Raw genomic sequence first — 18,835 nt, forward strand, 5'->3', positions numbered from 1 at the left:
TGTTTAGATTTCTTTAATACACTGTTTAATGTACTTCTTGGGATCCGTAGCACTTCGCATAATAAAGTATACAAATCCTTTTTCTGTGTTCTTCTGCGTGTTTAAGAAGCTAATGATATCTTGCTCCCACTAATATCAATGACTACGCACACGATCTTTACGCGCTTTCTTCTGCTTATACCAATATTGGGATGGTACAGGTTCTGAAAGTGTCGTTTCTCCATCCGCCCAATTCCCTAAAATTTGTTTAATGTACTTTTTATTTGCTCCTTTGTACTTTCCTGAGAAGGCACTACGAATAACCTTTTGAATACTCGTGTTTTTCAAATTAATGAAATTTTTATCTCTAGTTGCTATTTCCACCTCATAATTTACTTCTATATTTATACTAGGAACAATTTAATTTATATATATTCCTTATGTATTCCTGTCCTCTAACTCCCAGTTTTGCTTCACATTATGGTGCCTCCTTATCGTATCTATCAAGAAAATTTCAGTATATAAAAAGAGTTCTGGAAGCCAGAACTCTACTATTTAAAATATTTACTTTGCCCCTGGTTACAGCAACCCTGGTACTGGGCCATATTGGGAATTCCTTAAGGGGAACGGCAACCTCCGGCGCGGTCTTATCAATGCTAACGGATACTATATGTGCCCATTCCTCGTTGCCTGCTTTGTCTATACTCCAATATACAAGCTTATGCACGCCTTCTTCTGACAATACGACGGAAGTTCCCGTATGCTCAGCGACATCAGCTACACCCGATTCGTTATTGTTATCGCTCACGCTTAAGGTTACAGTGACATCTTAATTGACTGAGCCGCTTGGTGCATTGTCCGTTGTCGTAGGCAGTTGTTGATCACTCAATTGCCTTACTTCGTCCGGAGTCAACGAGAGGTCATATACGCGAACGTCATCCAGCAGTCCACTGTAAGCTTCTCCGCCGGTTTCTGTGGCTCCCAGCACGATTTTATTCGTCACAGTCGGAAGCGGTCCGAGATTCGTTGTATTGCTTGCCACTAAGTTACCGTCGACATAAATCTTCAGCCCAGTTAAATGATCGTAGGAAGCCACATAATGATGCCATTTGTTATCATTGTAGGTCCATGGAAAATTCAGCGCTTTATAACTGGATGAAGCATTGGGCCAATGAGCCGCGCGAGCTTGACCGCCTACCACCAATTGAAGGGCCGTGAAACGATTACTGTTACGGAAAATGCTCGTGGTGCCGGTTGCAGGCTGAGAAGTCTTGAACCACAACGACACGGACTCGTCACCTGTTTTATTCAAAGTTGCCGAAGAGTTGAACTCGGCCCTTGAGCCGCCGCTGAAAGCAAGCGCTCCGCCTTTGTCCGAATCGGTCCAAGTCGGGTTGTTAACTAGAGTTCCGGTGTTGCCGTTGCCTGAAGAATCGCCGACGGTTGTACCGGATCCTTCATCAAACTTCCAGTGGGCTACTAGTTCGGCAGCCCTTGCAGATACGCTAATGCTTGTTGTCAATGGAACGCTGTTCGGGTTTGTGACTCCAATAGGCAGAGTTACTTTTCCTGTTACCGTGAAGGTCTGCGCCGTCGTGGAAGTTGGATCGTAGCTTGCACTATTTACATCCCAATTCACACTAACATCCACATTCCCCCCATCGGTTACAAGGGCTACTTTTTCGGGCAATCCAAGAGCTGCCGCTGTCTTCGCCGTTCCGATTGGCACTGTTACCGGTGCAGGTACTGTGATACTGCTCAATTTTTTTTCTTGAACCTCTGTCAATTCAAACCAGTTCAATCTCCAAAAACCTGTATTTGCATTCAGCCTTATTTTATGTGAGCCTTCACTCAGTTTGATTGTATCGGAAGAAAAAGTGTCATATTTCCAACTCCCAGTTGAAAATGGGGTTCTCGTTTGAGGTACTCCATCTACCTCGAATTCAACCTCTGCCGGACGCCATGTTGCCACCCTGTAATTTACTTGATAGAATCCCGATTTTGCCACATCTACGTTATATTCCATCCATTCGCCTTTTTCCATAGCAGTCACTATCCATGCGCGTCCGCCATCATTATTCGGAAAATTTCTAAATACAGAATCCGGTTTTTTCGAATTGTAGTTTACACCTTCTATCCTTCCTGGCACCGATGCTGAACCAGGCAATTCATCTAAAATATTTACCTTAAAGCTGGCAGTCTTTCCACCTAAAGTCACAGTAATTGGCAATCCTTTTTTAAGAGTGGCACTATTAAAACCGGTAATATTATCATCCGTTACGTTCTCCACCTTGGTTGTTCCATCGCTGTAAGTGCCTGTCACAACCATCTCGTCTATATTCACCCCATCTCCCTGAAGGTAATTCAACTTTGTTGGCAGTTTAGTTATTTCGATGCTTTGTAACGTAACGTCAGAAGTCTCATTGGCAATCGCCTTTATCTGATCTGTAGACAAAGCTTGATTGTAAATTCTTGCAGAATCAATACGTCCATTGAAGCTTTGTTTACCGGTACTGTCCGCACCGATATACGTTCCCGTTGTTGGCTTAGAAGGATCTGTTGTATTATTGGTTACCGGTGTGCTCTTGCCATTGATATAAAGCTCCCAGGTTCCGCTTCTTCTTGCCGCAGTAATATTGGTCCATTGTCCTGGAGTCAAGGCAGTCTGCGATCCAAGGATCTTCTGCCCGTTGATCGCAATGGACACCTTATCGCCTTGGTCATGATCCAACATGATTGAATATCCATTAGTAAGGCCATCTCCGTTAGACAATATTTGTTGAGATCCTGAGGTTGCACCATTCCACTTCACCCAGGTTGTTAGCGTTAGATTGTTCTGTTTGTTGGATGCAAGATCTGCACTTGCATAATTACCGTCCGCACCGTTCAGGCTGAGCGAAGCTGAACCTTCCATTTTATCCGTCTTATCATAGGCAGCACTTCCATGCAAGGTTGCATTAATCCCATTCTTGACACTGTCGTTGCCATTGTCATTAAATCCCCACATATGTTTCGGGTTGTTACCCTCCATAATTTGGAATTCATCTATATTCACGCCCGCTGCGTTGCCATCGCTTTGTATGACAATCTTGTTATTTGGACCCGGATTCAGCTCAACAGGTACCGCCAAATCGTTATACGAGCTCATACTTCCAGTAGTCGGAATGCTAAGTGTCTGTACTTTGGCTCCATTTACATATAATCCCTTGGTAGCATTGGCAGCATCGGTAGCATACCTTATTTTCAATATTTTATTGCCGCCAGAAGCTCCTCCGTCAACCTTGAGCGACTCGATATATGCGCTTCCATGGTTCATATTCACATACTTGCCGCCGGACTGATTTATGTCGTCGCCAGAGGTAGCATATGCGAGCACACTATCCTCGGCTTCATACTTGTCGGTTGTATTCGGGTGCAGACTCACAGTACCTTCCCAAATGGTTTTTTGTGTATTTACATCTCTTCCCTTTATACGCACCTTGTCTTTATATACATCAAACATCAGAGCTTGATTATTTAAAACTGCACCGTCTCTTAATGCAGTGAATTTATTTGCGTACATATTGCCTTGTATCTTAATATCGTCATGAAGATGTCCTGTTGTTAAAACAACCTGTGGATATTTTTCAAGGATTTTTCGGAACTCCTGCTCCTGTGCATTTCTTTGATAATAACCATTCGAAGAATATGACTTGGATACGGTCTGGTGAATAGGCTCATGCATGAACACAAAAATCGGCTTGTCCGGTTCAGCATTTGCAGCAAGCGTGCTTTCAAACCAGGCTAACTGTTCGTCGGACATATACGCATAATAGGACGGTTTCGTATCATACCCTAAAAATATAAAGTCATAGTCTTGTATTTCCCGGTGGTAATACACCTTCTTTTCTGGTATTTCTGCCTTTTCTAGAAATCTGTTCTTCGCTACATTATAATCCGACTGCCAATCATATTCATGATTTCCTATTGTATAATACACTGGCGGATGGTCTTTTACAGAATTGATAGCATTTTTTATGGTGTCATATTCACCGCTATCCCCGCGCTCGGTTATATCCCCGTTTAAAACTATTGCACTTGCATTATTATTTTTAGCATCCGTTACAGCTTTAGCCGTTTTACCAGTATTGGTATGCGTGTCCGACATTGACATGAAGCTGAAGATAGGTTCTTCCGTATTGTTTTCTGTCCCTGCCGCAGAACTCTTCCCTTGAAAAGGAGTAGCACTAAGACCTACTAGAATAGCTATCATCGTTAGTGTTAGAATTTTTAACCTTTTAAGAAATAGCATAAATTAAACCTCCTGTTATTCTTTGTAATACTCAATATGAAATGGCCGTTTGTCATTTTGTTTAGCCCGTTAAGGTTTCCCTTAGAGGGGGTGAAAATCAGGATTTTATATTACTTATTCCCGTTTTGGCGGCGGGACCCCGTTAACGTCGAATCTTGTTGTCCTTTTTTTAGCATGTAGAATTTCGTCTGCTACCTTTTCCATGCCGCTCTTTTCATTTTTTCTCCTTTCTTTTTGCCTTTTAATAAATTTGAATAAAAGTATGAGGCAATGAACATTGATTTTAAGTAGTACGGTCGTGTCTCTTGCCAGAATGAAGTGTATCATCATTCGAAATGTTTAATAAATTCCGAAAATCTGTATACCGTATTAAGTAAAACTTAAACTGACCTTTAGATACTACCAGCAATATAATTTAATCTTTTTGCCCCAGAACCCATTTACGAAACTTTTACATTTGATTTACTCTCTATTAAAATTTGTCACTTACAATTTAGTAAAAAAGCAAGTTTGATTCTGAAGGGTGTGAATTTAAAATAAAATTCACCGTTTATCAACCCGATCGGTGGAACCAGGCTAAAAATAAATGGAATTCTCGTCTGTACAACCGTAACGGTTCGGACAAAAGTGAGGGTTGAACTTTAGATACAGGAGAAATTTCATTGCAATCTAAATTCACCCTGTGCATGAAAGGACTGGATGGGATTATGGTCACATTTTCGAATCTTCTTTTTTAAAATTAAAATCAAGTGTAGAATTTATGAAAATATAATGATGTAATCTGCTTAAGTTGAGGTGAATGATGAATTTTGAACAAATGGAGCATATTGTAAATGTTGCAAACGAGATGTCAATATCAAAAGCAGCAGAAAAATTATTTATTTCATCTTCAGGTATGAGTCAATCTATTACCCAGTTAGAAAATGAGCTTGGTATAAAAATCTTTAACCGATCTAAACAAGGAGTTACTCCTACTTTTGAAGGTAAAATCGTAATTTCTAAAGCAATGACTTTACTAAACACCATTAAAGAACTAAATAAAGAAATTTTTGAGTTGAAAAATAGCAATCAAACTCATTTAAAAATCTTAACTGCTCCTTCCTTTACTTTTATACTTCAAGAAACAATGGCAAATTTTATTTCGGAAAATAACAATATTACATTCGAATTAATAGAGCAAAACCCTACAGAAATTATTCGGAATTTCAACAAGGAAAATTATGACATCGCTTTAATTCCCGCTTCTTTAGAAGAGTTAAAAAAAGAAAAAAATATTCTTTTTGAACATATTCATACAGGGCATATTTGTATAGCTGTTGGTAAAAATTCACCTTTTTATCATCATGATTATGTAACACTTGGCGCATTAAAAGGTTCAAAATTAGTGATGTATAATTCATCTGACTATAAAAAGGTATTAAAATTAACAAAACCGAATTTAAATCAAGTGTTAGTTAGATCGAATAGCAACAGCCTTCTTTATAAGCTGGTAACAGAAAGTCAAGCCATCTTGTATTTGCATGATTTTTCTATTAAAAAAAGTTCAATGGTTATGAATGGGGATATAAAAATTATTCCATTAAGGGAAGGGAAAAACTTTCCAGTTGATTTCTGGCTTATTTATTTAGAAACGAAAAATTTAACGAAAGTAACTAAGGAATTTATGGATACCTTTTTAGATAATTTTAAAAAATGCATTTAATTCATAGAGAGGTAAAGAATACGTGGGGCTTATCTATCGCTCACACAACCATTATGCGTTGGGTGCATCAATATGGTCCAGAGTTGGATAAAAGAATCCGTCGTCATCTCAAGGAAACGAATGACTCGTGGAGAGTTGATGGGTCCTATATCAAGCTAAAAGGGCAATGGATGTATCTGTATTGTGCAGTAGATTCCGAAAGAAACACCATTGGTTTTTATTTGAGTAAACTGAGAAACACAACATCAGCCAAGCGCTTTTTTAAGAAAGCCTTGGCTTCTTTTCATGTTTCCAAATTCCTTGTATCTGTTGTCCCATATGGGATAATCTCGTATATTTTTGCAGCAAGTGCTTGGGGAGATTCCTTTGCCCCTCTTTTAAGCCAATCGTTAACAATATTATAGATACCGCCTGCTAAAAACAGGATTTGCATTCTGCTCATGCCATGATTGCGCGTAATATCCGCTTGGAAGACCTTTTCCATTGTGTAATTCAAATAATCAAGCATCATACTAGATATATTTGCATCAATTAACTTTCCTGACGGTTTCTGTGCCGACACAAATCCCTCTATGATATATTCAATAATTAGCTGCATACTTTCATATGGATCCAAACTATCAACCTCTTTCAAGAAATGTTGAACAATTTCATCCACAGATGCTTGTACGACGTCGTAAACGTTGCGGTAGTATTTGTAAAATGTGACTCTGGCAACTCCAGCCTTTTTGCAAATAGCCGTTACGGTTATATCTTGCAGTTTATGTTCATGTAGCAGTGCGCTTAATGCCTCCTTAATGTATGTCTGAGAGTGTATACTGTCTTCTCTTGACTTTCTCAAAGCTAACACATCCCTTCGTTCTGTTCGTTTTAAGTGAAAATCATCACATAGTGCTTGAAAGATGAAAATCCCCTGCTATACTTACACATGTAAGTACAATTGTTAGTATAGTGATAACGTCATTGTATAAAAGGACATTATTGCTGTCAATGTGTACCATTTTCTTTATTTCCTACTGGCAATTTGGCGCCATTCTGCAAGCTATAAATAGGAAGGGATATTCAGATGCAATTTACAATAAACATTTTTAAATCCTTTTATATGAATAATGTATTGTTTTGATGTTTGTGCGTTTCTAGATTATAACGTAAAAACAAGACAAATTTTCGACAAAGATAGGGTGAGAGTCACTTGGCAAAATATCTATATAAGTTAGGACATTGGGCAGTAAATCATAGGAAAAAGGTTGTATTCAGTGCACTCGCAATTCTTATTGCATTTGTGCTTATTGGAGTCAACATGGGTTCCTCTTTCAATGATGAGATGAGCATTCCGAATACACCGGCAGATAAAGCAGGAAAAGTAATTGAAAAAGAGTTTAAAGCGATGCAACCAGCAGGTGCCCAAGTAAAAGTAGTATTTCAAGCACCCAAAAACGAAACCTTAGAGTCAGCGGAAGTACAACAGAAAATTGCAGAAGTTCTAGGTGAGATTAAAAAAGATTCAGCTGTTGATTCTGTGGCAGCACCGGTGCAACTGCAGAACCTTAGTGAAAATAAGAAAATCGGATATGCAGTTGTTACGTACAAAGTGAAAGCGGAAAATGTCACAGAAGCTTCTAAGGATAAGATTTTAGATAGTATTGAAACAACAAGAGCTGCCGGCATTCAAACGGAGTTATCAGGAGGCGATATTAAGGTAGAAACTTCAGGTATGACTGAAATTGTTGGAGTACTTGTTGCCTTTGTAGTCCTGGCATTTACTTTTGTGTCTTTTCTAGCAGGTGGACTGCCGATTCTCACTGCGATAATCGGATTAGTGATTGGAATGCTAGGAATCATGATTGGAACCAATTATGTGGAAATCCAATCTGTTTCCTTAACATTAGCTACCATGCTGGGACTCGCAGTAGGTATTGACTATGCGCTCTTCATTATCAATCGCTTTAGGCAGCAGCTCGCACAAGGAGATTCTGTTCCAGAATCTGTTGCCATTGCAACGGGAACAGCGGGAAGTGCCGTAATCTTTGCAGGATTAACTGTTATTATTGGCCTTTTGGGACTGTCTGTTACAAAGATTCCATTCCTAATAGCGATGGGCGTATCCGCTGCTTTTACTGTGTTACTGGCTGTGGTAGTTTCCGTCGTCATATTACCGGCCATATTAGGAATTATCGGCCATAAGATTGCCCCATCTAAGCAAAATCGATTCTTGGAAAAGATGACTGGGGCAGGTAAGAAACGCACTAGTTCAAATAAATGGGGGGAATTTGTCGTAAAACGTCCTCTGGTTGTTTCGATTTTCGCAATCGGACTACTTGCAGTGATTACGATTCCATTTTTCCATATGAACCTTGGGCTGATTTCTGATGGAACATCGAAGTCCACAGAAACGACAGAACGAAGAGCATATGATTTATTGACGGAAGCATATGGAGAAGGATTCCATGCCTCTTTAGCGGTAGTGGCAAAATCTGAGGAAGCAACAGCTGAAACGCAAAATGTTATGAACACCATTGCAAAAGAATTGGGTAACCTATCTGACGTGAAAAGTGTGACACCAGCTATCCCTGGTCCTTCTGGAAAGATTTATATGATATCCGTCACACCAAAAACAGGACCCGACGATACAAAGACGAAGGATTTGGTAAATGCGATTCGGGACAAATCAAACCAGACCGAGAAAGAAAATGGAATTGAACTAATGGTAACGGGCACAGCAGCGATGAATATTGATATTGTGCAAAAGCTGAGTGATGCCTTGCCAGTTTTCGCTGCTCTTATTGTGGGACTTGCATATGTACTCTTAGTTCCAGTGTTTAGATCTCTACTCATTCCATTAAAAGCAGTATTAGGGTTTCTACTTTCTCTTGGTGCTACGTTGGGAGCCGTGGTATTTATCGTGCAAGATGGGCATTTCCAAAATTTATTTGGTTTCCCAGCTGCCAGTCCAATCTTAGCTTTCTTGCCTGTTGTTCTGATTGGCATCCTGTTCGGACTTGCCATGGACTATGAGGTGTTCCTAGTGAGCAAGATGCGGGAAGTATATACGCATACAGGCGACCCGAAGAGAGCTATTTTAGAAGGAATGCGAGAGAGCGGTAAAGTCGTAGTCTCAGCAGGATTAATTATGATGTCTGTATTTACTGGATTCATGTTGGCACCTGATAGCATCATTAAATCCATAGGCATGGCTCTTACATTCGGTGTTTTCTTCGACGCATTCATCGTGAGAATGACAATCGTGCCTGCGGTCATGGCTCTAATGGGTAAGTCAGCATGGTACTTGCCAAAATGGCTGGATAAAATTTGGCCTAACATTGATGTTGAAGGCGAAAGCATTATACATCACATGGAAAACAAAAGTGAAAAGATATATAAACAGAACAGTTAAAGTTAATTCATAGTTATATTCATAAAAAAACCGCTTTCTTATAAAAGAGAAGCGGTTTTTTAAAGAAAGTATAAATCCTTCTTCGCTAATTATGTAAATATATAAAAGAAACTAAGGTATTATACTATCCATAAAGCAAAAAAGACGTTATCCTTTCTGTAGAATCATAAGAGAGGATGGCGTTATATGAGCTTAGGTTGATAGCGATGTGGTGCTACCCCTATGTTATCCAAAATAAAATATGTATATTGTGTTATAAAAAACAATTATTTACGACGCCTTTTATTTGCTTTTTTCGGCGGATATGTATGCCTATATTTTTTTATATGAATACTTTTGTTCTTCTTATAATTAGGTAACTTAAATATAAGAACAGTAATTGCACAAAAAACGATAAATAACCGCCGTTGTTTATTTCGCCACACCTTCATGTAATTTTTCTGTATAATCCTTTACATCCTTCCAGCTATCTTTCGCTGTATGTAAATCTTCTTTTATAAACGTAAATTCTTCAGGACTGATTCCTTTTACGTTTTGTAGTAAATTATTATACTTTGCCCCTACTGTATACCATTGATTTGATATATTTTGCAATGCTGTAATTGCTGCGTCAATTGTTTCTGTCATATTTGTTGTTTTATTTTTCACATCAGTCAAAATTGCGACTTCTGCTTGCGCTCCTGAAATTCTATCCTTTAAATTGGCGATTTCTCTTTCTGCATTTGCGATATCGTTTTTCGCAATCGCAATCATCGGTCCGCCAGCAAGACATGTTATTAGCGCTGCGCAAAGTACACCACCGGCAATAACCATATCATTACTCTTTTTAATGGAATCGTTATATGTATTTATTTGTTGCTCTAAAGCTGGAATACCAGCATTCGTACTTGCTAAAATCGCTGTTAATTGATTCGTATCCTCTTTAAAACTATTTGTGTCTTTCGCCATTCTATCGCGAAAAGCTTTTAAATTCCCTAATAATACATCTACTTCAGTTTGATTCTTTAAAATATCCGCATACAACTTTTCTAAATCTGCTTTTAATTTCACGCTATCCTTTTGATCAATCGCTACTAGCATGTCATTATAATACGCTTGAAAAGTATTATTGTAATCAATAATATTTTGATCCGTTTTCATAATTTGAGGCTTCATATTATTTAACCAATACGCCGCGTTAATTTTTGCATCTCTTTGATGCTGAATCATATTTCCTTTGAACTCGCCATTAATCGAACTTATTTTACTCAAATCAGTCTCTTGTTGATTCTGAATTAATTTTGCATATGAATCCATTGCAAATATACTTGATGTCGTTTGCGCCATTACATCTTGGAATCCAGCTGGCCCTAGAGAATAGTTTTTTGCATTTTTTTGTAATGCTTTTATGTTTTGTTCTGCTGCAAAAGGATGTAAAGGAAACGTATTACTCGTTGCTACTCCAGCAATCATTATCGTTAAAAGACATTTTTTATAGAAATTATTACGCATACTTATCACCTATTCTTTTTATGAGGATATGAAACGTTAGAGGTAAAAAAGGCTCCTGCTCACTACTGAACAGGAGCTCTCTATCATTTAAAAACCTTTTATCTATACGTAATGCTATAACAGTTTAATTGTTATTATGCTTTTTTCGTATCTACTACTTTAATATCTTCAGCATAAATTTTTTCTGCATAGTCTTTAATGTTTTTCCAGCTATCTTTCGCAATGTTTAAATCTTCTTTAATGAAAACAAGATCGTTTGGACTAATAGAATCTACATTTTGAAGTAAAGAATTGTATTTTGATCCCATTGTATACCATTGATTTGAAATGTTTTGCAACGCTGTAATTGCTGTATCAATTGTATTTGTTAAATACTCAGTTTGTGTTTTAATGTTTGTTAACCCTGCTACTTCTAATTGGGCAGTTGTAACTTGTCCCGTTATTTTTTGAATTTCAGCTTGTGCATTATCCAGTTCTTTTTTAGCTAGTACAATTCCAGCTGTACCACCGCCTATAGCTCCTGCTCCACCTGCAATTAATGCGATTCCCAGCGGAGTTCCTGCGCCAGTAGCAATTACAACTGCGCCACCGATAATTGCAATTGGTCCTAATGCTGTCGCAACAGATGAACCAATAATAATTGCATTATATTTACTAATCGCTTCATTATACGTTGTGATTTGATTTTGCAATAGCGGAATTCCAGCATCTTGACTAGCTAAGATAGATGTAATTTGATTTGCATCTCCCTTGAAATTTTGAGTATCCGACGTCATTTTATTTCGGAATTTCTTCAAGTCTTCTACTAATTGATCTACTTGCGCTTTATTTTCATTAATACTACTTGATAATCTAGTTAAACCTTTCGTAAGAGTTGCTTTATCCTTTGCATCTACCGCTGCAACTAACGTATCATAATAGTTTTGGAATTTTGTATTGTAATTAATAATATTTTGATTCGTTGAAATAAGCTGTGGTTTTAATACATCTAACCATTGTTTCGCATTTCCTCTAGCTGTATCTTGGTGCTGAATCACTTTTCCTTTTAAAGCCGCATCAACAGACGATACATTACCAAAGTTAACATTACCTTGTTTAATAATTGTTAAAGCGTATAGATCCATTACTAAAGCGTTTGAACCTGTTCTTTCCATTGCGTCTTTCAGGCCTTCAGGTCCTAATGAATATTCTTCATAGTCATTATAAGCTTTTGCTACCGCATGAACTGGAGCTTGCTTTACTGCAGTTTCTGCTGCATACGTATGGGCCGGCATAATATTCCCTGCTGCAAATACTGCCATAAGTGCTGATAGAGCCATTACTTTATAAGGTTTTTTTGTCATTTTTCTTCTCTCCCTATATCGTTACTTATTTTTTAATGTACTTCAACGTTTGTAACGTAATCTTCAAATTGATTTGTTTGCTTATTCATTTCATCACTTACTTTTTTAAGTTGATTGAAATGTTTTTGAAGTAAACTACTGTCTGTATACGTGCCTTCTCCAATATTAGTTTGAATTTGGATCATATTATTATTTAAAACTTTCCAATCCGTTAATAACGTTTCTAAAGTTGTAATTTGGCGATCAATTAGTTCTGTAAAGCTACTTACTTGATCTTCAATAAATGTAATTTGAGTCGCCTCCGCTTCAGTTTGTGATAACTTTTGAATTAGTGGCAATAACTCTTTTTGCTTTTGTTGAATACGAAGAGCAGATTCCCTCGTTTGACTATCTGCAGCATTTACAATTTCATTACTTAAAGTACCGATAGAAACAAAATCGATTGTTTTCGTTTGGGCAGTTTGATTTGTAATTGTAAATACTTGTTTACCGATATTAATAGAACCTTTAATAATTTCTTGTGGTCTATTCAAAATATTAGTAAGTTCAGCTTGAATTTCCCCTTGAATTCTTTTAATATCTTCTCTTAATTTCACAATATCTCCACTTGATCCTTGCAGTGTTTTTATTGCTTCATCAGCTTTAGTTGATAAATTGCTACTATCTTTTTCTAATACCGTTTTAAATCGATGTAACTCTAATAAATCTTGCTCCATGCTCCCTTGGATGCTTTGTACTTGCAATTGTAATTTTCCATATGCGCTTGTAAAATCTGCTTTTGCCTGTTCATCTTCATTTACGTTTCCTGCTAGTTCATAGAGCTTACTATAATAGCTATTAAATCTAGTGCTATATCTCATCATCTCTTGATTTAAGTCGATTAGCTTCGGATTATATTCATCAATCCACTCTCGTACGTTCGCCTTTGCAAACTTTTGATGATTCGTCAAACTACTCATAGCGTTTACCTTAATGTCTGGCTGTTGTAAAATAACTAATCCGTATGCTTGTGTAAGCGGTGACTGTGATCCTAACATTCTAATTGAATTAGATAATGTATTTGGAGCAATTACATTTTGCGCATATACTGTTTTCACTTCTGTTTGCCCCTCCTTAGCGTAAGCGCTTACAGGAACGAAGCAACTCGTAGATACTGCTGTAACCAATAACCCTGTAATTAAAGTCTTCTTCACTTTAACTCCTCCTATGTATTAGCAACTATTACTATCGCATTTTATTATTCTATTTTTTTGCACATGATTTGAGATGGTAAAAATAGAGAACATTATCACCGTGATTCATGTACGAATCACCTATCTCAAATTTTATTGCTACAGTACTAACTTATTGTTATAAAACATTTCATAACTTTTCATATGTGCTTAGTGTGAATAATATTGTATAAAATTTCTATATTACCGCAAGTCCAGCATTCGCACAGTGAATATATCACCTGAAAATATTATTCATTTTAAACTAATTAACGTACGAAAGTATGAAATTTTGTTTTGTTTTCATGTAAGTTTTGTACTGTAAGGTCATTTAAACACAGCTATTTATATACCGTAAAGAAGTATTTTCATTCCCTTTATTTTCAAGCTCTCATGTCCTTATTCCAAAATAAAATTCGATTCATTTTCTCAATTGAAATATCCGTATATCACAACAGAAAACTCTACTTGCTTACAATAAATAAAATTATGTTAATATAATTTTTAAGTGTGTATGCAATTATGCATAGCATATACACAAAAAGGATAGCTTCACTTTCGTGAAACTATCCTTAAAAAATACCCTTACTTTTTCAAATGATATGGAACTGTCGTAATAACAACATTTCGCTTATAGAGTAAATACGCACGAATGAGTAAACTAGACTGGTTATGAAGAATGTTATGCCAACCTTTTTTCGGAATAAACTGTGGTATAACGACCGTAACTCGGTAATTTGATTCACTCGCTTTATATTGCACTGTATCAATAAACTTAGTCAGCGGCTGAATAATACTTCTATAATGAGAATGCAATGTAACAAGCCTTACTTCAGGTTGCCACTTCTTCCATTTCTCTTCAAATTTCTTTTCCTCTTCTCTGTCAAAAGCAACATATACAGCGATAACTTGATCTGCAGAAAGAGCCTTCGCATAGTTCAATGAATTTTCTACTACATGAGTCATACCTGCTACAGGAACGACAATTACATTTCCCTCAATCGGAACAATCCGTTCACAAGTTTTTAAACTTAATTGATCGCCCACTGCATCATAATGCTTCTTAATTCGATGGAATAAGAAGATGATAACAGGTAAGAAAATAAGAATCGACCACACTTGTGCGAATTTAGTTAAAAAGAACATGATCATTACGATAAAACTAATGACTGCCCCAATTAAATTAACCGTTAATCTCAAAGCCCATCCTTCAGGCTTTTCACGAAGCCACTTTAATACCATTCCAGTTTGAGAAAGTGTAAATGGAATAAATACACCGACTGCATATAACGGAATTAAATGTTCTGTTTGTCCTTGGAAAGCTACAATTAAAATAATCGAAGCGATTCCAAGTATAATAATACCGTTTGAGTAACCTAAGCGGTCTCCTCTAATCGTAAACATTCTCGGTATGAATTTATCTTTTGCAAGGTTAACCGCTAATAAAGGAAATGCAGAGTACCCTGTATTAGCAGCAAGAATTAATATTAAAGCTGTTGTACCTTGTATGAAATAGTACATGAAATTACGTCCAAATGTTTGTTCAGCAATTTGAGAAACAACCGTTACTTCCTTGCTCGGTGTCACTCCGTAATAATAAGCTAAAAATACAATTCCTGAAAATAAAACAGCAAGTAATGCTCCCATTGCAAGCAATGTTTTTGCTGCATTGTTTGGTGCAGGATCTTTAAAGTTTGGAATTGCGTTTGAAATTGCTTCAACCCCTGTTAAAGCTGAACTACCTGATGCAAATGCTCTTAACAGTAAAAACAAACTAATTCCCGCAACCGGTGTTCCAATCGGTGAATGTAGCGTAGGTGAAACGTGACCAGTTAAAATATTGTATACCCCTACACCAATTAATATAAATAATGCTAAAACAAATAAATAAACAGGATATGCCAAAATGGAAGCTGATTCAGTTACCCCTCTTAAATTTAAAATGGTAATTAGTATTACAAATATAATTGCAATAATTACATTATGTGCATGTAGGCTAGGAAAGGCAGATGTGAGCGCATCTGTACCTGCAGATACACTTACTGCGACCGTTAAAATATAATCGACTAATAAAGACCCTCCTGCTATTAAGCCTGGATTCATCCCTAAATTCTCTTTTGATACAACATACGCGCCTCCGCCATGAGGATAAGCAAAAATAATTTGTCGATAAGATAAAATAAGAGCTGTTAGTAATACTAATACCCCTATAGCAATCGGGATGGAGTACCAATAAGCTACTGCGCCAAGACCCGCTAGCGCGATTAATATTTGCTCTGGGCCGTATGCAACCGATGACAATGCGTCAGAAGACAAAATTGCTAGCGCCTTCGTTTTATTAAGCTTTTGTTCTCCAAGCTCTGTTGATTTTAACGGCCTTCCAATTAAAAACTTTTTGATAGATGAAACCACTGCTGTCCACTCTCCAATAATTTTGTACGAAATTTTCTGCTAGTTACAGATCATAAACTATTTCTTCAGAAAACAAAAAATGTCTACAAGCCATAACGAAATAGACTTGTAGACATTATTTTTTTTGTCGCACAAGCTCCACCTTCCTTCTCAATATAACGCTTACGAGGTTAGCTGTCGGATTCGGGCCTATGAGTAGCCCTACCTTTTTCAAGGATTCACCCCATTGGATTATGTATTAATCCATAAAAACGGGTCCCCCGTACCATGCGGTTTCAGCGATTTAGAAAATTGAAACTGTGGATTATAATACTCCTTTATTTTCAAAAAGTAAACAAAAATTTTCAAAAAGAAAATAATTAAAATGATTGTGTATAATCCACCGATAAATATACATAATGAATACTAAAAAATCCGCAAAGGAGACCCATATGTCTAAAGAAAAGAAGCCTATTTTTTCCGATTCATATTTAGATGCAGTAGCAAATGAAATTAATCAGTTATACGGTAAACGTGAACAGGAAATAAATTTGACAGATAGAACTAAAAGAAACAAATAATTTGCCATACAAAAACAAAAAAGATAGCAANNTTGCTATCTTTTTTGTTTTTTCATACATCTAATTCAATTACAGCCTTACTAAAGCTTATCTCTTCATACACCTTTAAATTTTGATATACAGCGCCTAATAATGGTGCTTCTATAGAAAATTGCTCTGCTAAATCCAGTAAATATCCTTGCAGGTGCTTCCCTTCAATGAATGAACCTTTTTCCATATCCCGCTGCATCGATGACTTCATATCATACGAAATTTTATCAATCGTTTTCATATGTTCCTGAGTAATATTTTCCTTTACTGGAGCTCCTAATGCCCTCATGATTTGTACAGATTCTTCAAATAAGTTTCGGATAAAATCACGACCACCTTCACTTTCACGAATCGGACCAATTGGTGCACGCATTAATGTCGTCACACCCGACATTACAGTAATAAATAAATATTTATGCCACATATCTTGCAAAATATTTTCACTTAAAACAAAACTAGATTTCGTACCTGCAAAAGCTTTAGAAATACGATCTATCCTCGCTGAATCTTGAGGCTTAATTTCTCCAAATACAAGTCTGTTAGCAGCACTAGTCTGTACAATTTCACCTTGATCATTTAACGTCGTCTCGATAAAGCATAAACCGCCAATTACTTTTTCATCGCCGAATTCCTTTTGTAATAATGATAAATGAGCGATACCATTTAGCAATGGAATTATTACGGTATTTCCACCTATAAACGGCTTTACATCTATAATCGCATCGTTTAAATGATACGCCTTTGTTGAGAATAAAATCACATCAAATGGAGCAGTCCGATCTTCTTTCGTTATCAATTTCGGTTGAAATGAAAAATCCCCGTTAACACTACGAATAATAAGTCCTTTTTCCTCTAATTGCTGTTTTCTTCTACTGCGGACGAGAAACGTAACATCCTCTCCTTTTTCTACTAATCGGCCACCAAAAAAGCCTCCCACGCCTCCAGCTCCTAATACTAAAATACGCATACTAATCCCCCTTTTCATAACATAATTATACTAACTTTAGTATACATAACATTATACATGTCCCCTACTAAATAAGCTGAATTTTCATTCTTAATTGAGTATAAAACAGTGGTTATTTTCAACTGAATTTGGGCATGTTGTTTCTATAGCTTATATGGAAAGGAAACAATGTAAATGGAGGCAATACAAACCATCAAAGAAAAAGATGTAACAACAGCTATATTTCAATTTATATTCCCGTTCTCGTTTAAAACTGGATATGAACAAAATATGTTCCCTTTCTTACAAAAAAATGATTTTCATCCTTTCCGGCTCAATCATCTTGAAGATGAAAATACATATTACGGGAAGGTTAAAGTTTCACATCAAAATATGGAAGCATACTATCTGCTGTGAAAGAGAAAAAGGACACTGAATAACAAAAAACAGATGGCAGCACGGTGCTACCATCTGTTTTCTATTATTCTTATTTTCCTGCTTCGATCTGCTCTAATGCAGCTGCTACTTGCTCTTCCGTTAATTCATGTTGTATTACGTAGCGGTTACGTGGGCTTACACGACACTCATGAGAACATGCACGTAAATGTTTCGCTTCGTTTTCTTCAGAACATAAAATTTTCTTGTTACATTCTGGATTTGCACAGTTTACATAGCGCTCACAAGGTTCACCTGTAAAGTGGTCTTTACCAACGATAACATGTTCTTTTTGGTTTACTGGTACAGAGATACGCTCGTCAAATACGTAACATTGACCATCCCAAAGTTCGCCTTGTACTTCTGGGTCTTTTCCGTATGTTACAATTCCGCCATGAAGCTGACTTACATCTTCATAACCTTCACGAACTAACCAACCAGAGAACTTCTCACAACGAATTCCGCCTGTACAGTACGTTAAAATCTTTTTGCCTTCAAGTTTTTCTTTGTTTTCTCTAATCCAATCTGGTAATTCACGGAATGATTCAATATCAGGTTTAATCGCACCTTTGAAGTGTCCTAAATCAAATTCATAATCATTTCGTGCATCAATGATAACTGTATCTTCTTGTTTCATTGCTTCATAAAAATCTTTTGGCTCTAAATACTTCCCAGTTATTTCGTGTGGGTTAATGTCATCTTCTAGACGAAGTGTAACTAATTCTGGACGAGGACGTACGTGCATTTTCTTGAATGCATGCCCTTCTTCTTCATCTATTTTAAATACGATACCATCAAAACGTGGATCATTATTCATTGCTTCCATGTATTTCTCTGTTTGCTCAATAGTTCCAGAACAAGTTCCGTTAATTCCTTCTTTTGCTACAAGAATTCTTCCTTTTAACTCAAGTGAATTACAAAATTCTAAATGCTCTGCAGCAAATTCTTCTGGGTTTTCAATTGTTGTGTACATGTAATATAGTAATACTCTATATGGTTTTGTAGTTGCCAATGTATTTCTACCACCTATCTAAATTTTAA

12 protein-coding genes, 2 pseudogenes and 1 riboswitch are annotated in these 18,835 nt (G+C 36.8%); of the genes and pseudogenes, 5 read left to right on the top strand and 9 right to left on the bottom strand.

The annotated features are described in order from the left end of the window. Positions 1-135: 135 nt before the first annotated feature. Together COC96_RS27875 and COC96_RS03490 are read right to left on the bottom strand one after the other, a co-directional pair. Positions 136-363 (bottom strand): hypothetical protein, encoded by a 228-nt coding sequence (locus COC96_RS27875; protein WP_225316039.1) that lies wholly within the window; start codon positions 361-363, stop codon positions 136-138. 445 nt (positions 364-808) lie between these two features. Next, positions 809-4,270 (bottom strand): LamG-like jellyroll fold domain-containing protein, encoded by a 3,462-nt coding sequence (locus COC96_RS03490; protein WP_098768311.1) that lies wholly within the window; start codon positions 4,268-4,270, stop codon positions 809-811. Positions 4,271-5,072: 802 nt separating this feature from the next. Here COC96_RS03490 and COC96_RS03495 point away from each other — a divergent pair. Together COC96_RS03495 and COC96_RS03500 are read left to right on the top strand one after the other, a co-directional pair. Next, entirely contained in the window at positions 5,073-5,972 is a 900-nt protein-coding gene (locus COC96_RS03495) for a LysR family transcriptional regulator (RefSeq protein WP_176538787.1), read from the top strand. Between the two features lie 23 nt (positions 5,973-5,995). Beyond that, positions 5,996-6,268, top strand: a pseudogene (locus tag COC96_RS03500) (DDE-type integrase/transposase/recombinase); the annotation flags it as partial. Here the strand turns inward: COC96_RS03500 and COC96_RS03505 are convergent. Next, positions 6,256-6,813 (bottom strand): TetR/AcrR family transcriptional regulator, encoded by a 558-nt coding sequence (locus tag COC96_RS03505; RefSeq protein WP_098267770.1) that lies wholly within the window; start codon positions 6,811-6,813, stop codon positions 6,256-6,258. The pseudogene COC96_RS03500 and the gene COC96_RS03505 sit on opposite strands and share 13 nt — an antisense overlap. A gap of 351 nt (positions 6,814-7,164) precedes the next feature. Between COC96_RS03505 and COC96_RS03510 the strand changes: the two genes are divergently transcribed. Further along, entirely contained in the window at positions 7,165-9,366 is a 2,202-nt protein-coding gene (locus COC96_RS03510; RefSeq protein ID WP_180234947.1) for an MMPL family transporter, read from the top strand. 411 nt (positions 9,367-9,777) lie between these two features. On the opposite strand, the gene nheC is transcribed toward COC96_RS03510, so the two are convergent. The 4 genes from nheC to COC96_RS03535 form a co-directional block, all read right to left on the bottom strand. Next, positions 9,778-10,857, bottom strand: coding sequence for a non-hemolytic enterotoxin subunit C (gene nheC / locus COC96_RS03515; protein ID WP_098768312.1), 1,080 nt, complete (start codon positions 10,855-10,857; stop codon positions 9,778-9,780). Between the two features lie 134 nt (positions 10,858-10,991). After that, on the bottom strand, positions 10,992-12,200 hold the full coding sequence (nheB, locus tag COC96_RS03520; protein WP_097902111.1) for a non-hemolytic enterotoxin NHE subunit B: 1,209 nt from the start codon (positions 12,198-12,200) through the stop codon (positions 10,992-10,994). Positions 12,201-12,232: 32 nt separating this feature from the next. After that, on the bottom strand, positions 12,233-13,393 hold the full coding sequence (gene nheA, locus COC96_RS03525) for a non-hemolytic enterotoxin NHE subunit A (RefSeq protein WP_098768313.1): 1,161 nt from the start codon (positions 13,391-13,393) through the stop codon (positions 12,233-12,235). A gap of 603 nt (positions 13,394-13,996) precedes the next feature. Then, complete coding sequence (locus COC96_RS03535; RefSeq protein ID WP_098267774.1) at positions 13,997-15,823, bottom strand: APC family permease; 1,827 nt, start codon at positions 15,821-15,823, stop codon at positions 13,997-13,999. A gap of 144 nt (positions 15,824-15,967) precedes the next feature. After that, positions 15,968-16,114: riboswitch (cyclic di-AMP (ydaO/yuaA leader) on the bottom strand. Between the two features lie 140 nt (positions 16,115-16,254). On the opposite strand from COC96_RS03535, the gene COC96_RS27880 reads away from it, so the two are divergent. Further along, positions 16,255-16,383: a hypothetical protein gene (locus COC96_RS27880; RefSeq protein WP_000031873.1), complete on the top strand. Its 129-nt coding sequence runs from the start codon at positions 16,255-16,257 to the stop codon at positions 16,381-16,383. A 52-nt stretch (positions 16,384-16,435) separates the two neighbouring features. Here the strand turns inward: COC96_RS27880 and panE are convergent, their stop codons facing one another. After that, positions 16,436-17,380 (bottom strand): 2-dehydropantoate 2-reductase, encoded by a 945-nt coding sequence (gene panE / locus COC96_RS03540; RefSeq protein WP_098768315.1) that lies wholly within the window; start codon positions 17,378-17,380, stop codon positions 16,436-16,438. Positions 17,381-17,554: 174 nt separating this feature from the next. On the opposite strand from panE, the pseudogene COC96_RS03545 reads away from it, so the two are divergent. After that, a pseudogene (locus tag COC96_RS03545) lies at positions 17,555-17,770 on the top strand (hypothetical protein); the annotation flags it as partial. A 76-nt stretch (positions 17,771-17,846) separates the two neighbouring features. Here the strand turns inward: COC96_RS03545 and trhO are convergent. Beyond that, entirely contained in the window at positions 17,847-18,806 is a 960-nt protein-coding gene (trhO, locus tag COC96_RS03550) for an oxygen-dependent tRNA uridine(34) hydroxylase TrhO (protein WP_098768316.1), read from the bottom strand. Between the last annotated feature and the right edge of the window lie 29 nt (positions 18,807-18,835).

It is taken from the genome of Bacillus cereus, assembly GCF_002577405.1.
In the GTDB taxonomy this organism is placed as follows: Bacteria; Bacillota; Bacilli; order Bacillales; family Bacillaceae_G; genus Bacillus_A; species Bacillus_A cereus_AU.

Bases quoted from the DNA above. Each gene is read 5' to 3' on its own strand.
- nheC (WP_098768312.1), bottom strand. From the start codon at position 10,857: ATGCGTAATAATTTCTATAAAAAATGTCTTTTAACGATAATGATTGCT.
- COC96_RS03490 (WP_098768311.1), bottom strand. From the start codon at position 4,270: ATGCTATTTCTTAAAAGGTTAAAAATTCTAACACTAACGATGATAGCT.
- nheB (WP_097902111.1), bottom strand. From the start codon at position 12,200: ATGACAAAAAAACCTTATAAAGTAATGGCTCTATCAGCACTTATGGCA.
- panE (WP_098768315.1), bottom strand. From the start codon at position 17,380: ATGCGTATTTTAGTATTAGGAGCTGGAGGCGTGGGAGGCTTTTTTGGT.
- COC96_RS27880 (WP_000031873.1), top strand. From the start codon at position 16,255: ATGTCTAAAGAAAAGAAGCCTATTTTTTCCGATTCATATTTAGATGCA.
- COC96_RS03495 (WP_176538787.1), top strand. From the start codon at position 5,073: ATGAATTTTGAACAAATGGAGCATATTGTAAATGTTGCAAACGAGATG.